Below are 21,751 nucleotides of genomic sequence, written 5' to 3'. Positions count from 1 at the left end.
TTGAATCAATCCACTGGTCGCATCCGCCTGAACATGGGGCCCCGTTTCGGGCATCATTCCAATATTCCTTGGCCCTTTTCTCCGTCCAACCGCAAAACTGAACGAGCGCCATTGCCGACAATGCACCCGAGGAATGAACGCCCCACATGCAGTGCACCAGGACAGGACCCTTTCCAGGGTTTTTAATCACCTCGTGTATGGACGCCATGACAGCATCGGGTCGGGAGGATCTGGCGCCTTGATAGTCAAAGGATCCGTTTCCGCAACTGGTGCGACCGTATTCAGTGTTTTTGCCGAAGTCCGCATAAAACCCGGTTGAAAACCCCTCATCACACAAAGCTTCGCGTTGTCCTTCACTCAGGCCCGTTCGCCCCTTGTCGCCGCCTTTGAAACCGGAGCGATACAACACTCCGCTCAATACGGGTCGAAAGAAAGCGACGCCATCAACACCTCCATCGCCGCCCTTTGATAGCATTTGACTGTTGCTTGGACCGCCGTTTCGGCTTGTTACGTCGGAATTCGCAGCGGTTGCGAGAACACCAATGAATATGAGGGACGTCAAAAACCGCATGTCAGTTCCTTTCTTTTCTCACGCGCCATATTCTCACACGCTGCACACTTGGTGGTCTGTTGGAGAGGCTCATTCTCGGCAGCTATATCGAGTGGACGATAATCTTTCTGCCGTGAAGCTTTAAATCGGCCACACCAGGTTGATGATAAAGACGACCACGAAGTAGGCCAGAAAAACTTTCCAGTTCCATTGGTGTTTGCTTTCTTCGTTGATCACGCCGGACGACTTCAATGCCAGGTTTGTGACAATCAGAGCGACAACGATGACCGCCGCATGTGCCAGATCAAAATGCATACTAGTGCTCCCTATTGCGGATGTTAGATCGATGAAAATGTGTCAGCAGTCACCTGATGGCAGCATAGTTACATCTGAGTACCTTCCCTCAGACGTCGTGATCCGAGCACATGCACCAGTATCTTTGTTAAACCAGTACGAGGTCAGCCCTTCGCTGCGGATGAGTTCAAATCCGAGACTCTGGATGCCCATTTCAGCCTGTCCCGCTCTTGCCCCTTCAAATGACGAAAGATCGCTAGAGCTGCCCACAGTTGGTGCACTTGCATCCACCGATCCGTCACTCTCGTCGCATGCTGCGAGCGCAGAAATGCACGTCGCGCCGATCACCAATAGGACCTTGGATTTCATCTGTTTTTCCTAGCATTTTGGGGGTTACGTTTCGGGGTTTCTAGTCGATCACCTATTCAATTCCGAAAATTACGTTGTAGTCGACGGAAGAGTTGCTGCGATTGATAACCTCCACAACATGATCACCAGATTGCCAAAGCTGCCCTCGATACTCATTGTCCGCCGACATCAATCCCAGCAGTTCAGAACCATCGGGGTTACGAATGACGTAGTCCAAGGAGCCATTTTGCGGAGCAACGCGGACGTAAAGAAACTGTTCGTTCTTTGCACCGAGAAGGTATTGCTGCGACGCTCCGGGCGCGAGTTGGCCGACAAGTTCGGCGCCAGTGGAGCCGGCATCAAATTTGACACGCTGGCTACCAGTAGAACCGGCGGCACCTGCCATGGCTCCACCGCCATCATCCATCGCCTCGACAACCGACATCTCGCCGATGCTTCCATCCTTGTACGCGATGCAACGCCAAAGTGTTCCGCCTGCGTCACGTAACATGACGAGCGTGCCCGCTTCTGAGAACTCTGAGCTTTCAATCGTACCTGATTGACCGTCTGGTCCTCCAACCTGTCGCAAATGATCGATACACGCATCGTCTGCTTCAGACATTGCAAACGAAGCCGTGCCTGCGATTGCGAACATGGGTGTGAGGAGTTTGAGTAAATCGAGTTTCATCAGATGGTCCCTTGCTGGCTAATCCTTGGAGTTTTGTTCCGTGCAAATCGGAACCTCACTTGGCTTCTCGTAAACTTGACAGAAATTCATCGCATGCCTGCGCGCTGCCGACGATCTCGTCCGTCGTTTCCATTCCTTGCAGTGACGCCATTTCAGAATTTACGCGGTTGAGGATCTGATCCGCTTGCTCGGCGGTGATCAGGTTCTCGGCTTGTGCTCCTTTCAATGTGGTGCAGACACCGGCGGACAAGCCTGTCGCAACGCCGACACCCACCGCGGCCCCGCCACCCAAGGTCATCGCCCCAACCACGCCGAGGACGAGCCCGATCAGAATTCCCAAGATTACTTTTCCCATGTTTTCCTCCCTTTTGGTGAGAAAGAGTTCAGCCACCACTACTGGCGCAATCTGCGTGCCCATCTGCAAATGAAAATCAGCGCCAACAGGTTGAGCATCGGTGCAATCGCCGCAAACCAAGGCTTGGCTGACTCCGAGACCAAGTCCGCTAGAAATATCCAAGGCAGTCCCAACGGCAGTAGGAACGCTCCGGACAAAGGGTCTCGTTCCTGTCCCAACCAGCCAAATGTGCCCGTCAAGAATGCAACCAACGCCAACAGGTACAGGACCGAGAATACGATGATGGTGGTTCTACAAACCAAGTCGAGCCTCAGAAGACCAAGCCTGTGCTGCGCAGCCGATTTCAGCTACGCAGCAGACAGGTCACAATGCGCCTTCGTCGCCCAGGAACTCGATTCCAGCCGTTGCGCCATCACTGTAAGCAATGCAATTCCAAGGAGCACGATCCTCGCCTACGCCGACTGTGACCTGTGTTCCCGCCTCGCTAAACGCGGATGAGAGCACCACGACTTGCGAATTGTTCGTCGTGTTGGCTACATCTCGCAAACACGCCTGCTGAGCCGGCGTGAGTTCGGCGGACGCACTTGATGTACTCGTATCGTCGCAGGCCGCAAGCAGTGCGAAACATGTCGCGCCCGCAATCATCACCATCTTGTTGGTCATCTTCTTCTCCCTCTGGTTCCCTTGAAATTAGTGAAATTGGATGCGCTTGTTTGAAGCTCTCGCGTCTGTGCAGCCAATTGAACATACCTTGATCCTGTGACTACCTTACCCAAAACTTGCCGCGCGGGGCTTGGTCGGCGGGACGATATTTCGTTGACTATCGGGGCCGACGTTAACGTGTGAAGGCCGAATGAAGTCACTAGCAAATGCTAGAGCAAACTCTGGAAAGAGGGCGAGTACGTTAAGTCTGAGCATCGCGTCCTCCCAGCGCTCAATCATTGTAAAGTGCCTTCCGACCGCCGGTACTCACTCCAGCAGTCGAAAGGGCTCGGCACAGCGAGCAGCAACGACAACAACGGAGGTAAAATAAAGTTGTGTCGAATTCGCATGTTTGAATCTAATTTGAAATAAATCAATATTTTTTCCGCGCGTAAATTTCTCTACGCTCTCGTACGATAGGCCTCTGCGTTCAAACAAAAAAGTAAGTGGGAGCTACGAGTGTGTTCCCCTGAGCGGCGAAGCGATTTGAGGCCGCACAAAAACAATGAAGGGATTGAAAGATGGGATTTGGTGAAGCCGTTAAGACGTGTTTCTCGAAATACTTCCAGTTCTCCGGTCGGGCTATACGCTCAGAATACTGGTGGTTCTTCTTGTTTGTGGTTGTCGTGAGTGCTGCCTTAGCTGTGCTGGATACGATTATATTCGGGACCAACCCCGAAACAGGCCAGGGATCTCGGGTCCTGTCCTCTGTTTTCCAGCTGGCTGTTCTCATACCTATGCTGGCCGCCGGTTGGCGAAGGCTGCATGATACAGGACGACCTGGCTGGTATTTGCTGCTGCCGATGGCGCTCAGCATTACAACGCTATTTGTTATGCTGGGTGGGGTAGCGTTCTTTTCGGTATTGGAGCAGGGGACCGAAAACCCCGATGCATTACGGGGACCCGCGGCAGTACTGGGCGTGACCGGTATTGTTGTTGTCTCAATTCTTCAATTGGTTCTGTCTATCCTGATGATCTGGTGGCTGACACGACCTTCCCAAGAAGGCGCAAACGAATACGGCGAACCTGTGTCCTGATCTGGTTGCCGGTGCAATTGGCTGGAACTTCTGCTGAACGACAGTGCGAACCGTAACTCAATGGAGAGAAAAAAATGAGCTGCAAAACCATTTCCATTGGAATGCTCCTGATGGCAATGGCGACCACAGCATCAGCGGAGTGGTCGTTCAACTCCGGGCCTAATCCCAATGCATTTATTCAGACCGGCAACATGACGCTGGAACTTCAGTGTAACCGTATCCGCTTTGCTCCGGCTGGATACGAGGACAGCCAGGACATTGCGGACAAGCAGGGGCTTTCCATTCGTTTCTTGAAGAACGGCACCACCGAAGTTGGCGCATTTCAGGTTGGCGCAGAGAACGCTGACGTGCAGATCGTCGACAATTATCCTGTCGAGGTCAGTTTCAATAGTCAGCAGGATTATGGTTTTGTGCTGGACCAGCTTGCGGCCAATGCATCGGTTAATTTGTCGATGATTGATCAAGATGTCAGTTACGGAATCTTTGACTTGAAGGGTTCCAGCTCGGCAATCCAGTCCCTTCGTTCCGCCTGCGAGTCAGATATTAACCAGGGGGCCTCCTACGAAGCGCCCGAAGGCATTGTCTATTGTGGTGGCGGGGCGATAGAGCGCGTGATCGAACCCGTAATTTTGGACAATCCAGAGGGGGAGTGGGACGCGCGAGTAACGGTCAACGGCGAGTCGATCAGAGCCATGACTGCCTACAGTTACTTCGGAAATTCTGAGCCGCCGACCGGATTTGTCGTAGCCCTACTTGGGGAAGACAGGTCCGAGTTTCTGATTTTTAACGAAGGCTCGGCAAACTGGCTGGAATACGGGGACTACAGGTATGATCAGTGCAATTGATACCGCCTTCCAACCGGCTTCCCAATTGGCAAGCTACTTGAAACGTTTGGTATCTGCGATCCTGCTTGGTTCGGGCCTGGTTTGGACCTCACCAGTTGTCGCGGCTGACGTTTCGCAACTTCCAACCGGTTTACGAGCAAAGGTTGATCTGGCGGCGCAGGCATGCGCGGAGTTCAACAACGGTCAGTTTGACATAGCCTGGGGCGCGGTTGAAAGGATCGATCTCGACGGAGATCTACAACGCGACTGGGTTTTGAATGAGTCTGGTTTTGCGTGTTCGAGCGCCGCATCTCTTTACTGCGGAACTGGCGGATGCATGTCACACTTCTTGATTGAAGAGGAGGTTCAATCCTTGCTCAACCAGGGCTGGACGGTTGTTGATTTTGGGCGTCAACGCGTTGTTGTTGCGGATATTCATGGATCCAATTGCGACGGAATAAACCCAACGCCTTGCGTCACCGCCAGTGTTTGGGATGCGGACGCTAAGACGTGGCGCTCGTCTGCTGGCGATTGGGAATAAGTTGCATTTGCGAATTGCAGATAAGCCCTCGGTTTTAGGTAGTTCAGACTTTCTTTGAGGATCAGCTTGTCCAGTTCCAGTTCGGCCACGATCTTCTTCAGCCGGGCATTTTCTTTCTCCAGGCTGCGCAAATCCGACAGTTGCGACTTGCCCATGCCACCGAACCGACGCCGCCAATTGTAGTAGGTCGCATCGCTGACACCGACACCACGACAGGCTGTTCGAACATCGTCGCCATCTGCCAGCTTAAGTTTAATCTCACGCAGCAGCTTCAGAATGTCTTCGTCTGAGTATCGCTTCCGAGCCATCCCTTGTTCCCCCTTCTCGGCCAAAGTAGTGGCCCAATTTTAGGGGGCAAAGACAGTTTCTACTATCAGCGGATGTTCGACATAATCGGGGCGACGACTTAGTTGCGGGCAAAGTGGTCGTTAGACTCCGGCGATCCATGGCCTTTTCTTGCAAAGAGAATTCGCATCAATCCTCAATTTTTACGTTAGCAAATTGTGTGCTCAACCAGCGAGGCGAAGTGAGGTTGTCGCCATAGCGCTCCTCAATTCGGCTTTCAATCTCTTAGATATCTCGCGATCTTTGAAGTATTCAGTTTGAATAAATGTAGAAGGTCTAAAGTTCGGATCGTGAAGCAACAAATCGCGAACTGCTCGTTCAAGCTTATGGTCATTATTCAGGTGAGTTGCGGCCGCAGTCCGATAAGCTGCCGCCCGCCGGGTGAGCCTCGCAAATTCATCCACGGTGTTAAAACAGGCCTCAAAATCATGCATGACGTAGTAGGCAATTGCCTCTAGTTCGCGGCAATATTCGGGCAAAAAGGGATCAAGCATCTTTGCACGCTTTTGATATTCAAGAGCAGCCTTCCCATCTCCGAGAAAGTTATGGAGTTCACCGGTTCGTCCAACAATGAACGCGTGATTTGGGTTTAACTCCAGTGCGCGATTGAAGTGGAACTTAGCCCGTTCAAAGTCACGAACATAGAGCGCCAAAGAACCGGCAATTCGATGGCTTTCAGCGTCCGTTTCATCCAGCTCGACAGCTAGGTTCCCTGCTTCGACCAACTCATCCCATACATCTTCACCGGTCCATTCTGCTACTGTAGCGACAGCGCACGCCCTCCACGCATGAACTCGACCATATCCTGGATCTCGTTTCAGCGCTTCGTCAAACCAATGAACCGCTTCCTCTGCATTCTCCTTTGTGACTCCACCAATCCGGTGATAATACAAACCGCGGATTAAACATTCATAGGCTTCCAGGTCACCCGGACGTTTTCGCTGTGCCGTGGCTTCCAATTGCCGTTCGATCTGGCCAGCCACACTCGCGACGATTTTGGCAACAAGGTCATCCTGAAAATCGAAAAGATCCTCTAGATTGCAATCCGCCCGCTCTGTCCAAAGCTGTTCGCCTGACACTGCATCCGTCAGATACGCGTTGATCCGAATGCGATTTCCCAGCTTGCGAACCCCGCCTTCAAGACAGAAACGCACGCCGAGTTTTTGTCCAAACTCACGAGCGTCCGCCGCAACCCCTTTTAACCCAAAACTAGTATTCCTGGAGATCGTGAGAATGTCAGGGAACCGGGACAGTTCTGTGATGATGTCTTCCGTCAGGCCATCGGAAAAATACTCCTGCTCGGGATCATTGCTCATGTTCTTGAAGGGAAGCACAACAATTGAGTTGGTGGACTTTTGCAGTTCCGCCACGTAGGGAAGGCTACTGTCCTCGATAAGCGCAGTTCCGCAGCTGTGCGTGCCAAGCTCGCCTGCAACAGCGTAGACCGTAACTGGTTCGGAAATGTTCTTGAGCTTTCGGGTGCCCTTGTTCTCAAACTTGAGCTGGGCCGACCGCTTGGCGTGATCAAACACAGCATCACTTACGAGGACCATACCCGGCTCAGCTTCAGACTCAATACGACTTGCTACATTCACCCCATCGCCAAGCAAATCGTCGCCATCTACTACGACATCGGCAAGATGGACCCCAATCCTGATTTCTAGTCCTATCTCTCGCTTGGTTACTGGAGCAGCGAGTTGAAGTTGTAAGTTATAAGCACAGCGAACTGCCGCCACCGGGCTAGAAAACTCCAAAAGAAAACCATCGCCCGCGCGGTTAAAGACCCGCCCATTGTGCGTGGACGCAACAGTTCCGATTAACTCGCTTAACAGACTAACACGATTTATCGTGTCGATTTCATCTTCACGCATCCGAGTGGAATAACCGACAACATCAGCGGCCAAGATCGTAGACAATCTCCTATTCATATTGGAGGTTCCTTTTGCGCATAAATTTTAAGCCCAAATGCACGATTGACCCATAGTAAGCCATTTGACTTCAAGAGTCTGCAAGTCGGACAAGCAAGCTTTGATTTAAAGATTTGAATATTGCCGACTCTACCCGGTTGTGGCGAAATTCAGATACCTACAACTTGGTCCTTGAGGCTATATAGAATGTACAAAACCTCTTCTTGTTCCCTTTGGTCGACGTCGTTGGCCTTTAGGGCATTCATGGCGTCGTCCAGAACTGCGACAAACTCATCTCCGCTGATGTTCATGTGCCGATGCGCAGCAACCATATCCTTGCCCGTATAGATCTCAGGCCCGCCAGAACCAGTTATGAAGAAGTCTCCTGCCATTTGTTTGAGGTGCTCCATCTCAGTTCCCGCAAATCGTGCAGCGACAACTGGGTTTTTAGAGTGATTGTCCACCAGAACGTCGACTATTCGCCGAATACCATCCGTTCCTCCCAGACGTTCATATAGCGTCTTTGACATGGTGCCCCCCGTGTCTGGCTCACCTCAAACCTAGATCTCTTGTGAATGCTAGCATGCCGCACTGATTGGCACCAAATCTATAGCATTCAGGCGATGTCTATGATCGTAAACCATCACAAAGTGTGATGTCTGCTTAGGGCTCGAGGCAGACGTTCGCAAAATCGCGATGCATGTCCGCTTTGCGGACAAAGCTGACTATGTCTTTATGGCCGCTCCGGCTTGGCCTACACTGACAGGACCTCAGAAATGGAGATCTCGGGAAAGGTTATGCCATGACACGCTTCAAAAGGAACGGGACGTGCGAAGGTCATATTTTTCGAAGCAGTTTTCTGGCCGTCGACGCGACGTTCTGACATGAGAGATACTATAAGCCCCTCACCAGAACTGGCCGCTATAGTGGCACGATGGATCAACGCCTACGGTCGGGGCGATGGTGAGACGGTGGCACATCTTTTTTCTGATGACACTGCCCTGTCATACTTTGGCTCAGCACAGGGCGAGGCTTGGAAAGGCGATGCGCTGCGTCGCGGTATGGAGCAATACATCGGGGAGGTTCCACGGTTCAAGTGGCACGTAGAGGAACTGAGAGGATTTGAATGCGGTTCGCTCGGTTGGGTCGAATGGGAAGCAACTATTGAGGGTATTGAGACAGGACAGTCCGCGCATCTGCGTTCCACAGTTATTCTGAAACTCGACAAAGGATCCTGGAAGATTGTGCATGTTCACAATTCCATACCGGTCAATAACGTAGAGGGATTTGGGTACGAGGCCAGAGGCTTTGAGGAACTGCTCGATGCCGCCCTCTCTACACCCCACGAACTCGGGCAAAGTGGTATAGCGACCATCATGTTCACCGATATCGCGGACAGCACAAAAATCGCTGAAGCTATAGGTGATACGCTTTGGAGCGACGCCCTCGGAAGACATCTGCGACTTGTCGAAACGCAGATCGTCGGGAGTGGTGGACGTACGGTGAAATCACTGGGAGACGGGGTGATGTCGTCTTTTGCTTCCGCGAGGGCAGCATTGCTGGCAGCCCAGAATATCCAGCAGGCGAACGCGGCGGAAACAAACGAGCCAAAGTTGCGGGTTCGCATCGGCTTGCATACCGGCGAAGTGATTACTTCTGATGCCGATCACTTCGGGACCGTTGTCAACAAGGCCGCACGAATAGCCGCTCTCGCTGCACCAAGTGATATCCGCGTCTCGGATGCCACACGGATCATGGTGGGCGGATCACAGGATTTTCAGTTTGCCGAGCAAATGACTGTTCCGCTTAAAGGTCTCGAAGGAGAGCATACAATTTTCAAACTCAACTGGCTTGAGACAACTTGAGACCGAAAGCGTCAAAACAGAAATCCCAATGCACGAATAATGTACTCGAGTGAAGTCCCAATCTGGACACCTAAAGATTTTGCTAACACGCCATTTGATAGCCTAATCGGGAAGCCGGGTTATAAAGCGGAGCGGCGCCAACATGACTTCTGAAAGCAAAATAACTTATCTTTCTGACGAAGACTTGGAAGGTTTAGGGATCCAACCTTCGGAAGTTGCCGACGCGATTGAATCTGCGCTGATAGCCAAGGCAAATAAGCAGCTTCATACGTCCCCTAAGACAGCCATTTTGCCCGGGGATGGACGGTACGCAATGTCGACCTTGGCAGTAGGAGATGATGGGTTCATCGTGACCAAACAGGTTACGGTGTGTCCAAATAATCCGAAGAAGGGGCTCCCTTCGATAAACGGTGCAATCATGGTTATGGACGGGCAAACCGGAGTTCTCCGAGCCGTCTTAGGGGCAAATTGGGTAACGGCTGTCAGAACAGCGGCGTTGTCAGTTGTTGCGGCGCGTCGACTTGCTGATCCTACTGCTGAGACAATGGCTTTTGTTGGGGCCGGCGTGCAAGCTCACTCCCATTTGGTTGCGTTTTCCGAGGTTTTCCCCCTGAAAAGCATTCGTGTGTTCGGACGTGGCAAAGTGAATGTCGACAAGCTTTGTCGCAGGGCTCGAGACATGGGCTTCGAGGCCCAAACAGCCGCCAATGCCAAGGATGCCTTGCGTGATGTCGATCTGGTAGTGACATCAATAACTTTGGACTATTCCACCGAACCTTTTCTGGATGCCCGATGGCTAAAGCCGACTGCCTTCGCCGCCATTACAGATGCCTGCATTCCGTGGCTTCCAGAGGGTATGACCGCTTTCAAAACTGTTATTGTTGACGACCGAAAACAGGAATCTGAAAGCGACAAACCAATGCTGCCATATCAGCGAGTAACAGGGGACTTGACGGAAATTGTCTCGGGAGCAGTCGATACCACTTTAAGCGAGAAACCGGCTGCATTCGCTTTCAGAGGGATTTCTTTGGGAGATTACGCAACAGCGGTACTCGCAGTTCGTCGGGCCGCCGAGGTACGAGCTCGACAAAAGTAGGAATCTTTCGGCTTTCGGCTCAGCGCTGCCATTTTCTGCGATGAGCATGATTGACCGCTCGCAGCCCAAAGCGGACATCGAAATTGCTCAAACTAACAGTCTCTCACCAGTGAACAGCCTGGTCCAATATAGATCACCGAATTCCACATCTCTTCTGTAACTTTGTAGTTGCCGGTTCCTCTTTCTTGGTCGTCTGTTGGGCTGAGTCCTGCTGAGGCGGATCTGGCTCACCCAAATGCCTTCCTCCATACAGTACTTCTGCCCGGCGCAACGACATTCCTGCTCCTCTTTGACCAGTACGTCGTTCCGGATTCACGTGTATTCTAGACCGTTGAGACAATAACCTCTGCTTCGATTTCAATTGGGAAGTTGATTGGTAGACCTGCCACCCCGACCGCCGTACGTGAATGGCGGCCAATCTCTTCTCCAAAGACGTCAATGATCAAATCCGTGAAACCGTTGAGAACCGCAGGCGTATCGCTGAAGCCAGATTTGCAATTTATCATCCCATGAACTCGGCACCACCCCGTTATTCGGTTTAGACTGCCAAGTTCGCGCTTTAGACTGCCGAGAATAGAAAGCCCGACTTTGCGTGCTGAGGCGTAGCCCTCTTCCACAGACACATTTTCTCCGACTGCTCCAAATGGCCCGGCCGGAGTGCCGTCTGTTTCTTGTGGTCCATGACCAGATACGAACGCCCGGTCGCCCCGAACGTTAATCCACGGAAATGGCAACACCATACCAACAGGCAATTTTAGCGGCGCAGGTAAAATGATGTTGTAGTCTATCAATCGCTGTTCAGCGTCGATCATGGTACTCCCCCTCGCAGGACATGCAAGGACCTTACCATAAACCATGCCCAAAGTCGGTCTCGACCACCAAACTTTGCAATGTCCGCTTCGTCCGCCAAGCGGCCGTTCAAAATCAGTGAAAAGATGTCTGCTTTTGTGGGTCAGTGATCTCGACCACAAAGGTCATGGTCTGCAAGCGAAGCCAGGACGTAACAGTCTTCTGCCACACCCCGTCCGTCACATCCCTGTGCGATACGCTTCAATTCATATTCGAGAGCTTTGAGGCGTTTGATCTTTGCGCGTACTTCGGACAACTGACCTTCTGCGATTTCGGTGGCCGCTTCGCACGACCGATCCGGATGGTTCTGTAACTCAATCAAAGAAGAAATTGCTTCGATGGAGAAGCCGAGATCACGCGCGTGCCGTATAAAGCTCAGGCGCTCCAAACCCTCATTTGTGTAGCGCCGCTGGTTGCCTGCCGTCCGTTCCGGTGCGGCCAGTAGACCCATTTCTTCGTAATAGCGGATGGTGGGCACTTTGACCTTCGTCCGCTTCGAAAGCTCGCCAATCGAGAACATGTGAAAAACCTCTTGAACCTCTAGTCACTAGAGACACTACATTGGATCTGACACGATTCTGAAGAGGTTTTGAGATGGCAGGGTGCTGCGGCAACGAGGTGAAATTCGACGGAATGTCGAACGAATACAAACGTCGGCTTTGGATCGTCATCGCGTTGAATGCGACGATGTTCGTGGTCGAGATGACCGCGGGACACTACGCGAAGTCTCAGGCACTTCAGGCCGACGCGCTCGACTTCCTTGGTGACGCACTGACCTACGGCATTTCCCTCGCTGTGATCGGCGCGTCTATCCGCGCTCGAACGAATGCCGCCTTGGCAAAGGGGATCAGCCTCTTTTTTATGGGTGCGTGGGTGTTTGGGTCTACCGTCTACCGTGTTTTTTACGTGGGCGTTCCAGAGGCCGAAATTATGGGCATCATCGGCGCGTTGGCTCTCGCAACAAACCTTGCGAGCGTATTCTTGCTTGTTAGCTACAAGGACGGAGACGCCAACGTGCGATCAGTCTGGCTATGCTCGCGGAACGACGCCATCGGTAACGTAGCTGTGATGATTGCCGCGTTGGGCGTCTGGGGCACGGCAACAGGTTGGCCTGACCTAATAGTTGCTGCGATCATGGCAAGCCTGTTCTTGTCATCTTCGTACCAGATCATTCGTCAGGCTCTTGAGGAACGGCACGAGGAAGCAGCACACGAGCATAGAACAGCTCGAACAAGCTGACATTCGCTGCGGAGGGCAAACTACACAGGTATGGACTCCACGCGGTCATTCGCTCAGTCGCGATGCATGTCCGCTTTCCGGACATTCGCCGCGACTGAGCGAACGACGACACCGAGCCTAAACCGGACCTGGTTAAATTGCATTCCAGAATTGATGAAACCAGTGAAAGACCATCATGGTCAGCTATTGAGAGCAACATTTCTTTGGTGCAGTCGGCGTCACCTATCTACCAAAGCCTCATGTAAATCGTACCGATAGCTCGGTGTCCATCACGCCACCAAAACCAGCTGACCATTCTTCACCCGGAGACACTGGCCATGCGTCTGTCAAAGTACCGGTTGTAACCAGCTCGCCTCCCTGAAGCTGGTCGGCTTCGGAGAGCAGAGACACAAGATGAGCCAGGACTTCAATTGGGCCTCCAAGCGCGTTTTCGCCTTTGCCGGACTCGATGGCCTCTGTGCCCTTGAACAATGCTAGTGGCACTTCGGCCAAGCCGATCAAAACATCATGCGTCGCCGCGATTTTGTCGCCAAGAACAAGGCAGCCGTGCAATCCTTGTGCTGCGATTGAATCTTCGACTGAGAATTTCCAGTCGGGAAAAATCGATTGAACAATTTCAAATCCCGGGGCAACCCAATCCACGCAACCTGCCAACTGTTCATTGTTCATTTCAGCCGTCGGGGCATAGCCAAGGCCTAGTACGATTTCTGGCTCGATTCTCGGTTCTGAATACCTTGCCAAACTTACCGGCTGATCAGTCGAAAACAGCCCATCTGCGTGGACCTCTCCCCAAGTGGGTTGATCTACACCATAAACAGGCCAAATCGTGCGGTTCGTGAAGCCGACCTTCCGGCCAACTCTCTTTTTGCCCTGAACGTTGGCCTTTCTTCTCGTCAAAGCAGCTCAGCTCGCCTCAGAGGATGGGCTAACGCCAAAAAACATGGGTGCAGTTGATTGGAAAAACCCCACCCAAAAGCCGCTCTAGCAAGGGTAAGTTTCGCCGGATTCTGAAGTTGTGCGATAGGCCGCTGTTCCCGTGCTAGCTCACCTAGCCAAGACCTCTTGCAAGTGTTTTGTGAATGCGCGGGCTGAAGGCTTCGTGTGGCGCCCCCTCGCCATTAACGCATTCACTTCGACGTTTCCGATTGTCCAATCTGGTAGCACTTGAACGAGCGTTCCTGCTTCCAACTCGTCCCTGCAACTCCAATATGACGTGCTGACGACGCCCAAACCAGCTACCGCGGCGGTGGTCGTGCTTTCGTTGACAGAAATCATCAATTGGCTTTCGACGCGAATAGACTGGACCTTTCCGCCCTTCTCAAAGCTCCAGCCCGCTTTTCCGATGCTCGATGGACCGAGGATAACTTGGTGATCCACCAAATCAGACGGCTGTTTCAAGGTGCCCGCTTTTTCCAGATAGGACGGTGCAGCAACAACGACCCTAGGTGTCGTGCCCAATTTACGGGCGACCATTGTTGAATCCTCCAACGGCCCAAATCGAATGGCGACGTCAATAGCCTCATCGATCAAGTCCTGCATCGAATCCGTCAGAACAAGGTCCACCTTCAATTTTGGGTGTTGTTCCAGAAACGGTGGTAGGGCGGGTATGATCTCACGTTGCGCAAAACTCGCCGCTGCCCCAACTCGTAAACGACCACGCAGCTCGCCAGTGCCCCTGACGAAGTGATTGGCCTCCTCAATGTCGGAGAGGATCGGCTCGATGCGAGTCAAATATTCTTCGCCAGCTTCCGTCAGTCGAACGGCATGGGTGGAGCGCACAAACAGCTGAACACCAAGGTCTTTCTCAAGATTGGAAATGATCCGGGAGACCGATGGCTGAGACTTGCCGGTTTCTTTGCCCGCAGCAGTAAAGCTGCCGGTACGTGCGACCCGCGAGAACAAACGTAGCGTGGAGAAGTTATCTGACATTCATTTTTCGAATAACAGTTAGGCTTTTGGGAAGCCTACCCCCCAAACACCTAATGAGCAACATTTGTATTCAACGGCAAGCGACCAACAGTTCGGGCCGGTCACAAAATGAAGACTCCAATTCAAACGCTTCCTGAAAGGAATATCAAATGGCAATGTACTCTCAGCACACAGTAGACACAGCTCCCGAAGGGTCCAAACCGATCCTATCGGCGGTCAAAGGCAAAATGGGCTGTGTGCCAATCCTGATGGCGACGATGGCTGAATCCCCTGTTCTGGTCGAAAGCTACATGACCATGATGAGTATTTTCGAGAAGACTGATCTGACACCAACCGAACGCGAGATCATCCTGATGACAAACAACCGTTTGAATGGCTGCACCTACTGCATGGCTGCGCACACAGCGGTGTCGAAAATGGTCGGCGTGGACGACAGTGTAATCGAGGCACTGCGCGCGGGCACGCCAATTGCGGACCCAAAGCTCGAAGCGCTGCGCAACTTCGCCGAGATCATCAACGAGACACGTGGATGGGCCAGCGATGCGCAGGTCAATGCACTGATCAAGGCTGGCTATTCAAAGCAGACCGTATTGGAAGTCATCGCCGGGACCGCCCTCAAGGTTTTGTCGAACTACACGACCCACATCGTTAACCCCCCGCTCGACAAAGCTTTCGAACCGATGGCGTGGGATCCTAAAGCAAACGTCGTGGCGGAGTAGTTCGGAGTAAAACCTGTATTTTGTAGTTTTTAACTACCTGCAATCAGGCGATCACGCAAACGCCGCGCTTTTAGCGCGGCGTTTTCTTGTGCCAACCGAATTTTCCAAAAAAGCAAGGCGCACTCCCATTCATTCATTTTGTGGATAACCGTTACGCGAACTGACCGGCTACCACCTCTTTCCCAACTGACCAACTATTGGAGCAGGCGGCAGGAAAACCCCTAAGCCAGCCAGAGAACGCAACTTACGAAGTGGAACACAACATGACCCTCCAGAACCAACTAGACGACTTCAAAGCGCAGTTCAAAACGATGGCCCCAGAAGGCGCCTTTGAAGCTTTTGCCCGTTCGACCCAAGAACTGATAGACAGCGGCCAGGCCGAGCGCGCACTAAAAGCGGGCGACACTGTGCCTGATTTCGTGCTGACGGATTCTGATCGCAACAACGTCGCGCTGAAAGATTTGCTGGCCAACGGGCCGGTCGTTCTGACCTTTTATCGCGGCGTTTGGTGCCCTTACTGCAACATCGAGTTGAAAGCCCTTGAGGACGTCGCCAAGGATATCCGCTCACGTGGCGCAACCTTGGTCGCGATCTCGATGCAAGGCGCCGCTGACAGCCGGAAGTCCCAGAAAGACAATGAGCTAAGCTTTCCGATCCTCACCGACAAAAACGGCGAGTTGGCTGAAAAGCTTGGCATCCGCTGGACGCTGCAAGATTACGTCATTCCGGTTCATGACGGTTTTGGCGTCCACCTGCCGCGCATTCATGGCGACGGCCAGTGGAATCTTTCAATGCCCGCGCGCTACGTCATCGATACCGACGGCACAATCGCCTACGCCGAAGTGAACCCCGACTATACCCGCCGCCCTGAACCAGCGGATCTATTCCCTGTTCTCGATAGTCTGTCGGCAACAGCCACTGCGTAACCCGGTTGCGCGCTTCGCAAGACGGGGCGCGGACCATCCAACCTCATCGTACCCCGCGCAAACACTGGCCAATGAGCCGTCGCAGGCAAATCGTTAAAGAACTCGAAAGGACCAACAAAATGAAGGGTAAACTTATTCTCCCGTATATCATGTCGAACATGCTGTCAGGCGTCGGTTCGGCCGTCATGTTCTACCTGTCAGGCTTCGATCCGATCTGGATCGGGACATTCTTTGCCACGTTCACCATGCCATTCTTTCTGATGGTGCTGGCCGGTGCTTTGGGTATTTCCCGCACGTCCAAGAACCTGCCAATCATCCAACTCATCAACCTGGCTGCGGTGGCGTGGGTGGTCTATCAAATCAGCGCGCGCGGTGGTTTCACAGCTGCCAGCGAATACGTTGCCATAGGCCTAGCCTTGTTTGGCGCAATCACTATGCAATGGTACATCCACATCTTCTCAAACTATGGCCGCAAGCCAAGCGCAGCCATCGTGAACGGCGAAGCGTTGCCTGAATTGCCGTTGCAACGTTTGGACGAAACCAACACGACTTCCGCGTCCTTCGCAGGCGAAAAAACACTGCTGGTATTTTTCCGCGCCAACTGGTGCCCCTTCTGCATGAACCAACTCAAAGAGGTGAAAGCAAAGGCGGATCAACTGGCGAAGGCAGGTGTAAAGGTGAAGTTCATTTCCAACCAAGGCATCAAGAACTCGGAGAAACTGGCCAAGGATTTGAAACTGCCCGCACATTTCGAAATCTTGCAGGACAACGATCTGGCCGCTGCCAAGACCGTAGGGATCGAAGATATCGGTGGCGCTCCGTCTGGTATGCCGGGCTACCCTGTCGATACCGTCAAAGCGACTGTCATTGCTCTGGATGAAGATGGGAAGGTAATCTTCGGCGATGAAACAGACAACTACCGTATTCGCCCGCATCCCGACACGTTCCTGGATGTTTTCGGATCGAAAGGTAGTGTCCGAGCATTCTCAGCGGCGTAAGAGTTACGACGACCCAAAATTAAGTGCCGCGTGTCACAACGCAGCACTTCGCCTTCTCTGCTCTTGGCAACCGTTCGCCTTCTTCGCTTCTAAGACCGTTCGCAGCCCAAACCGGACCTTCACCGTCGGGCTTTGCAAACCCCCAAATGCGGGATAAACCAGCCTTTTGACATTTGGCGCCCAATACCCGGTTCCTGCTTTTTCCGATGCAGCCAAAACTAATTCAGCACGAAATCAAAGCTCGTCTTCAACGAGAGAAAACAATTCGATTGGTCGAGCAAGGCCACGAACTTCGTGATACCCACAAGGCAAAAACAGATTATGTGATGCGCCCATAACTTTGCCTTTCGCCTAGGCTCAGGACTCATCGCCAATAGATGACCCAAGCGGCGAGAGCGATTACCGATTACTGAGAGGAAGACTTTGGGGCACCTGCCGTGCCGCTTTGCCACACGGCGCCAGCCCTTCAATCGGCCAAACATGATCTCGATCCGATTGCCGCGTTTGTAGCGGCGCTTGTCGTCTCGGACAGCTGTCTTGAGCTGTTTGCGGCCTGGGATGCACGCGCGTGTCCCTTAGTCCTTCAACGCTTCGCTGGTCCTATCGGCAACATAGCCGCGGTCACCCAGCAACTATTCGACATTTGGCAGACTGCTGATCAATACCCTCTCATCAATGTAGCCGCTGACCCGACCGGCAGTGACAACCAAATTTAAAGGGCGTCATTCGCAATTGTGCTTGAACCAACGGCGCACCATGGCTCATCTGTCACAAACCGACTGCAACTTTGTGTTCATACCACCATTGGTGCGTCCAATCTGACCTCGACGTCCCCTTTTTTCATCGCAAGACTGGACGCTGTGCGATGGGCTCTGAGGTACTTCGCATCGATCATGATCTTCTTTTCTTCGCCGCGGTTGGCTGTCAAGCTGACCAACATCTGGGCAAAGATACCTTTTTCACTCCATCGCTTCCAACGATTATAGAGCGTCTAGTGTGGTCCATATTCCTTAGGTGCATCGCGTCACCGTAACCCTTTGCGGTTGATGAAGATATGCCCACTCAAGACAAGCCAGTCATCGACGCGAGGTTTGCCGTGGGACTTTGGGAAGAATGGCGCCGGACGCGCCATTCGATCGTCGCTCAACCAGAGAAGAACAGATATGTTCACCGCTCGTTTTGAACACGATGAATCACGCAGCCAAACGGAAATCAAAAGGTCCTGAGCCTAGCAATAGTGAAAGTTCATTTCGCATTTCGATGTTTGAGAGAGGCTTATGAGTTTGTCATCAGTGCCTCTGTGGGTTGGCGAAGTCCAGGTTTCAGCAGATACCACGCCCGAGAAAACGAGCCGCGTTAGCAGGACTGATGGATTTTGGCCTTATCCGCTGCGCAGAGTTGGTCCTTCGTATTTTCTAACAATCAGGTAACGTTAGGTTGGGAGTGCGATATGGAATTACCAACACTGACTTACGAAATGATAGCCGTACTGAGTTTATTGTCCTTTACGGTCATACTTTTTGTTACCGAGATTATACGGATCGATGTTGCAGCAATTCTTGTAATGGTACTGCTTGGCGCACTGAGCTATCTACCGGGGTTAAGTAATCTAGCTGATACATCCAAGCTCTTTGAAGGTTTCTCCTCTAATGCAGTGATGTCCATCATCGCAGTCATGGTAATTGGGGCTGGGCTAGATAAGACTGGACTTATGTCAAAGGTCGCGGCTTTGATCCTCAAGAACGGTGGCACGACAGAGGCCCGGATCATCCCCATCATTTCAACAACCGTTGGTGTCATCAGCTCCTTCATGCAAAATGTCGGTGCAGCCGCGCTTTTTCTGCCTGTTGTTAGCCGCATATCAGCACGTACGGAAATTCCGATGAGCAGGTTGCTGATGCCCATGGGATTTTGCGCGATACTGGGTGGTACGATCACATTAGTCGGGTCTTCGCCCCTTATCCTGTTGAATGACCTGATTGTTTCAGCAAACTCATCCCTTCCGGCTGACCAACAAATGGAGACATTTGGGCTGTTTTCAGTCACGCCTATCGGTGTGATGCTGGTGCTGACAGGGGTACTTTATTTTGTGCTGTTTGGCCGTTGGGTCCTCCCAGCGCAGCGGGAGCGTGGCGAAGACGCAAGCTCAGCCCGGTCCATGCAGACCTATGTCGAAAACACCTATGGGCTTAGGGCCGATATGTTTGAGATACGTGTTCCTGAAGGTTCGATCATCATCGGGCAAACGCTCGCGGATCTAATGGTCGCCCATAACATGTACATTCTTGGCACGTCCTATCGTGGTCACAAGGTCATCGCGCCGATGGCTGATACCAGGATCGAAGCCCCGGCGCGGCTCGCAGTACTTGGCCTGCGTCGCGTGGTGCAGCAACAGTTCGCTGAGCCTTACGGCTTGGAGATTCTACCTCAACTGGATGTCTTTGCAGATGATTTTGCTACGACCCAATCAGGAGTGGCAGAGGTAGTTATTCCGCCCGGTTCCTCGGTTATCGGTCATACGCCAATCGATTTGCGTCTCCGTCAGACACACGGGCTGTCGTTGTTGGCCATTCAACGCGGCGAAGAAACACTGAGCCACGTCGAAACCGAGGATCATGCAGCCACGCATATCGGGCAAGTTCCTTTACAAGCCGGCGACACTTGTGTGGTACACGTGCAGTGGGATCGTCTGACACGACTGAAGTCAGACAGGGATTTCGTCGTTGTCACCTCGGACTTTCCCCAGGAAGAGTTACGGCCACATAAGGTCGGATGGGCGCTCGCCTTCTTCCTAATAGCGTTGAGCTTAATTCTATTTTCTGATCTGCGCTTGTCGTTGTGCCTATTAATTGGCGCTGTTGGCATGGTTTTGAGCCGTGTGTTGTCGATAGATGAAGCCTACGAGTCGATAAGTTGGAGCACAGTTTTTCTGCTCGCTTCACTGATCCCGTTGGGCCAGGCAGTTCAGAACACCGGCACTGCGGATTGGATTGCCGCGCATGTGTTGGCCCTTCTTAAGGGTTGGCCGATCTGGTCTTTGCAAGCAGGAATAGCCGTTTTGGCAACGGTATTCACGCTGGTCATGTCCAACGTAGGTGCAACTGTTTTGCTGGTGCCCTTAGCCGTTTCTATTGCCGTATCGGCGGGCGGTAATCCGGCTGTATTTGCTCTTACCGTGGCAATTTCAACGTCCAACTCATTTTTGATCCCAACACACCAGGTGAACGCGTTGATCATGGGCCCAGCAGGCTACCGGGTGGTCGATTTTGTTCGCTCGGGTGGAATTATGACGCTGCTTTTCTTGGTAGTCTCAATGACCGGGCTTGCGCTGTTCTTCTAAGTCGCCTCTCGGTGATCCGCGCAGATGAACTCTGCTTCAGTTCAGAAGAACTCATAAGACAAGGTTCTTATAATCAAACTTTATTGTTGGAGCAGCAGATCCAAGACGTTCGCAAAAAGGACGTTCTCTGCGAGCGGGCGAAGAGAAGCGTCGAGCTCATACAATCCTAAAGTCGAAAATCACAGGAATAGCCAAGGCAGTTTTGCACAGCGCAGCCTGTCGAATAAGCGATTTGGGTGCTTCCCTCGCAGCCTCAACTCACACCAAATTTGCGACGTAGATGCTCAGCCAAGGCCGTTATGCGACGTGGTTGGGCTCGGCTGGGCGGAAACATCATTTGCAAAGGCCTCGGCGGTGGGAGGAACTCGCGCAAGACAGAAACAAGCCTGCCAGATCGAACATCATCGCCGACATCCAGCTCTGACTTCAAGACAACCCCATGGCCTGCAATCGCCCAATCGCGGATGAGTGAACCATCGTTGACTATTCGATTTCCCTTTACCGATACGCGCTGAGCATTTGATCCTGATCCAAAATCCCAAACGTTGTCGATCATGTCTCCAAACCTCATGACCAAGCAGTTGTGGTTTAATAGATCTTCTGGTTTTTCAGGCGTTCCGAATAAGGCTAGGTAACTTGGGGACGCACATACGAAACGTTGGTAGCTTCCTAGATTTCGTAATCTGAGCGAGCTGTCGGTGATGTTGCCGAAGCGTACGGCAAGGTCAAAACCCTGGCCTACAAGGTCGACGTAGCCGTCTGAAAGGGACAGTTCGACTGAAACGGCAGGGTTCTCTTCGGTGAATTCGGCGATGACTTCGGAGACAAAGCTTCGTCCCAAGTCGATGGGCGCGCTAATGCGAATTGGACCAGACAGAGTTTGGGCGCCGTGCCGAACAAGTGTGTCCAAGTCCGCAACTTCGCTGAGTACGCTTCTTGCTCCGTCAGCTAGTGTCCGGCCTTCTTCGGTCAGACTAATAGAACGGGTGGTGCGGTTGAACAAAACCACACCGTAATGTGCCTCCAGAGCCGCGAGCCGCTCGGACACGGTCGTGCTCGACATCCCAGTCTCGCGCGCCGCAGCCACAAGACTGCCTTTCTCGGCTATGGTCAAAAACAAGCGAAGATTGTCTAGAAGCATTAAACGGATTTTCCGGATTATATGTTCGCTACAGACATGTTTATCCCGAAATAGCCAG

The 21,751-nt window shown here is 52.4% G+C and carries 22 protein-coding genes and 1 pseudogene; 9 read left to right on the top strand and 14 right to left on the bottom strand.

What is annotated here, in order from left to right:
• Positions 1-691 precede the first annotated feature (691 nt).
• From ACR0L3_RS15945 to ACR0L3_RS15925, 5 genes are all read right to left on the bottom strand, one after another.
• On the bottom strand, positions 692-865 hold the full coding sequence (locus ACR0L3_RS15945) for a hypothetical protein (RefSeq protein WP_170493938.1): 174 nt from the start codon (positions 863-865) through the stop codon (positions 692-694).
• Positions 866-1,265: 400 nt separating this feature from the next.
• A complete protein-coding gene (locus tag ACR0L3_RS15940; RefSeq protein WP_170804855.1) occupies positions 1,266-1,880 on the bottom strand; it encodes a hypothetical protein in 615 nt (204 codons plus the stop codon).
• Between the two features lie 55 nt (positions 1,881-1,935).
• Positions 1,936-2,235, bottom strand: a complete 300-nt coding sequence (locus ACR0L3_RS15935; protein WP_480746754.1) for a hypothetical protein — start codon at positions 2,233-2,235, stop codon at positions 1,936-1,938.
• A 38-nt stretch (positions 2,236-2,273) separates the two neighbouring features.
• Positions 2,274-2,537, bottom strand: coding sequence for a hypothetical protein (locus ACR0L3_RS15930; protein ID WP_480746753.1), 264 nt, complete (start codon positions 2,535-2,537; stop codon positions 2,274-2,276).
• A gap of 61 nt (positions 2,538-2,598) precedes the next feature.
• The gene (locus tag ACR0L3_RS15925) at positions 2,599-2,898 is read right to left on the bottom strand and encodes a hypothetical protein (protein ID WP_113790467.1); all 300 of its coding nucleotides are present in this window, start codon (positions 2,896-2,898) and stop codon (positions 2,599-2,601) included.
• Between the two features lie 560 nt (positions 2,899-3,458).
• Here ACR0L3_RS15925 and ACR0L3_RS15920 point away from each other — a divergent pair.
• Both ACR0L3_RS15920 and ACR0L3_RS15915 read left to right on the top strand, forming a co-directional pair.
• A complete protein-coding gene (locus tag ACR0L3_RS15920) occupies positions 3,459-3,974 on the top strand; it encodes a DUF805 domain-containing protein (RefSeq protein ID WP_170575351.1) in 516 nt (171 codons plus the stop codon).
• 74 nt (positions 3,975-4,048) lie between these two features.
• Positions 4,049-4,819, top strand: a complete 771-nt coding sequence (locus ACR0L3_RS15915; protein WP_480746752.1) for a hypothetical protein — start codon at positions 4,049-4,051, stop codon at positions 4,817-4,819.
• A gap of 414 nt (positions 4,820-5,233) precedes the next feature.
• On the opposite strand, the gene ACR0L3_RS15910 is transcribed toward ACR0L3_RS15915, so the two are convergent.
• The 3 genes from ACR0L3_RS15910 to ACR0L3_RS15900 all read right to left on the bottom strand — a co-directional run bounded on the left by ACR0L3_RS15910 (position 5,234) and on the right by ACR0L3_RS15900 (position 8,121).
• Complete coding sequence (locus ACR0L3_RS15910; protein WP_480746751.1) at positions 5,234-5,647, bottom strand: transposase; 414 nt, start codon at positions 5,645-5,647, stop codon at positions 5,234-5,236.
• Between the two features lie 201 nt (positions 5,648-5,848).
• Positions 5,849-7,588 (bottom strand): adenylate/guanylate cyclase domain-containing protein, encoded by a 1,740-nt coding sequence (locus ACR0L3_RS15905; RefSeq protein WP_480746750.1) that lies wholly within the window; start codon positions 7,586-7,588, stop codon positions 5,849-5,851.
• Positions 7,589-7,761: 173 nt separating this feature from the next.
• The gene (locus ACR0L3_RS15900) at positions 7,762-8,121 is read right to left on the bottom strand and encodes a group I truncated hemoglobin (RefSeq protein WP_480746749.1); all 360 of its coding nucleotides are present in this window, start codon (positions 8,119-8,121) and stop codon (positions 7,762-7,764) included.
• A 354-nt stretch (positions 8,122-8,475) separates the two neighbouring features.
• On the opposite strand from ACR0L3_RS15900, the gene ACR0L3_RS15895 reads away from it, so the two are divergent.
• Both ACR0L3_RS15895 and ACR0L3_RS15890 read left to right on the top strand, forming a co-directional pair.
• The gene (locus ACR0L3_RS15895) at positions 8,476-9,456 is read left to right on the top strand and encodes a nuclear transport factor 2 family protein (RefSeq protein WP_480746748.1); all 981 of its coding nucleotides are present in this window, start codon (positions 8,476-8,478) and stop codon (positions 9,454-9,456) included.
• Between the two features lie 142 nt (positions 9,457-9,598).
• A complete protein-coding gene (locus tag ACR0L3_RS15890) occupies positions 9,599-10,552 on the top strand; it encodes an ornithine cyclodeaminase family protein (protein WP_480746747.1) in 954 nt (317 codons plus the stop codon).
• A gap of 323 nt (positions 10,553-10,875) precedes the next feature.
• Here ACR0L3_RS15890 and ACR0L3_RS15885 read toward each other — a convergent pair whose 3' ends face one another.
• Together ACR0L3_RS15885 and ACR0L3_RS15880 are read right to left on the bottom strand one after the other, a co-directional pair.
• Positions 10,876-11,364, bottom strand: a complete 489-nt coding sequence (locus tag ACR0L3_RS15885) for a RidA family protein (RefSeq protein ID WP_480746746.1) — start codon at positions 11,362-11,364, stop codon at positions 10,876-10,878.
• Between the two features lie 140 nt (positions 11,365-11,504).
• A complete protein-coding gene (locus ACR0L3_RS15880; protein ID WP_170520077.1) occupies positions 11,505-11,921 on the bottom strand; it encodes a MerR family transcriptional regulator in 417 nt (138 codons plus the stop codon).
• 74 nt (positions 11,922-11,995) lie between these two features.
• Here ACR0L3_RS15880 and ACR0L3_RS15875 point away from each other — a divergent pair, with 74 nt between their 5' ends.
• On the top strand, positions 11,996-12,640 hold the full coding sequence (locus ACR0L3_RS15875; protein WP_170734126.1) for a cation efflux transmembrane domain-containing protein: 645 nt from the start codon (positions 11,996-11,998) through the stop codon (positions 12,638-12,640).
• 237 nt (positions 12,641-12,877) lie between these two features.
• Here ACR0L3_RS15875 and ACR0L3_RS15870 read toward each other — a convergent pair whose 3' ends face one another.
• Both ACR0L3_RS15870 and ACR0L3_RS15865 read right to left on the bottom strand, forming a co-directional pair.
• The gene (locus ACR0L3_RS15870; RefSeq protein WP_480746745.1) at positions 12,878-13,537 is read right to left on the bottom strand and encodes a 2-keto-4-pentenoate hydratase; all 660 of its coding nucleotides are present in this window, start codon (positions 13,535-13,537) and stop codon (positions 12,878-12,880) included.
• 147 nt (positions 13,538-13,684) lie between these two features.
• On the bottom strand, positions 13,685-14,569 hold the full coding sequence (locus ACR0L3_RS15865) for a LysR family transcriptional regulator (protein WP_480746744.1): 885 nt from the start codon (positions 14,567-14,569) through the stop codon (positions 13,685-13,687).
• Between the two features lie 149 nt (positions 14,570-14,718).
• Between ACR0L3_RS15865 and ACR0L3_RS15860 the strand changes: the two genes are divergently transcribed.
• The 3 genes from ACR0L3_RS15860 (at position 14,719) to ACR0L3_RS15850 (ending at position 17,212) form a co-directional block, all read left to right on the top strand.
• Positions 14,719-15,288, top strand: a complete 570-nt coding sequence (locus ACR0L3_RS15860; protein ID WP_480746743.1) for a carboxymuconolactone decarboxylase family protein — start codon at positions 14,719-14,721, stop codon at positions 15,286-15,288.
• A 263-nt stretch (positions 15,289-15,551) separates the two neighbouring features.
• Positions 15,552-16,214 carry a peroxiredoxin-like family protein gene (locus ACR0L3_RS15855; protein ID WP_480746742.1) on the top strand — a complete coding sequence of 221 codons (663 nt, stop codon included), beginning with the start codon at positions 15,552-15,554 and terminating at the stop codon, positions 16,212-16,214.
• A gap of 119 nt (positions 16,215-16,333) precedes the next feature.
• Positions 16,334-17,212, top strand: coding sequence for a peroxiredoxin family protein (locus ACR0L3_RS15850; protein ID WP_480746741.1), 879 nt, complete (start codon positions 16,334-16,336; stop codon positions 17,210-17,212).
• A 404-nt stretch (positions 17,213-17,616) separates the two neighbouring features.
• Here ACR0L3_RS15850 and ACR0L3_RS15845 read toward each other — a convergent pair.
• Positions 17,617-18,377: pseudogene (locus ACR0L3_RS15845) on the bottom strand (IS5 family transposase); the annotation flags it as partial.
• Between the two features lie 285 nt (positions 18,378-18,662).
• On the opposite strand from ACR0L3_RS15845, the gene ACR0L3_RS15840 reads away from it, so the two are divergent.
• Positions 18,663-20,552, top strand: coding sequence for an SLC13 family permease (locus tag ACR0L3_RS15840; RefSeq protein WP_480746740.1), 1,890 nt, complete (start codon positions 18,663-18,665; stop codon positions 20,550-20,552).
• Between the two features lie 253 nt (positions 20,553-20,805).
• Here the strand turns inward: ACR0L3_RS15840 and ACR0L3_RS15835 are convergent, their stop codons facing one another.
• Complete coding sequence (locus ACR0L3_RS15835) at positions 20,806-21,693, bottom strand: LysR family transcriptional regulator (RefSeq protein WP_480746739.1); 888 nt, start codon at positions 21,691-21,693, stop codon at positions 20,806-20,808.
• Between the last annotated feature and the right edge of the window lie 58 nt (positions 21,694-21,751).

The sequence above is a fragment of the Ruegeria sp. CK1 genome, from assembly GCF_056536545.1.
Note: the sequence above shows the minus strand (reverse complement) of the source record. Positions and strands in the feature narration are given on the sequence as shown.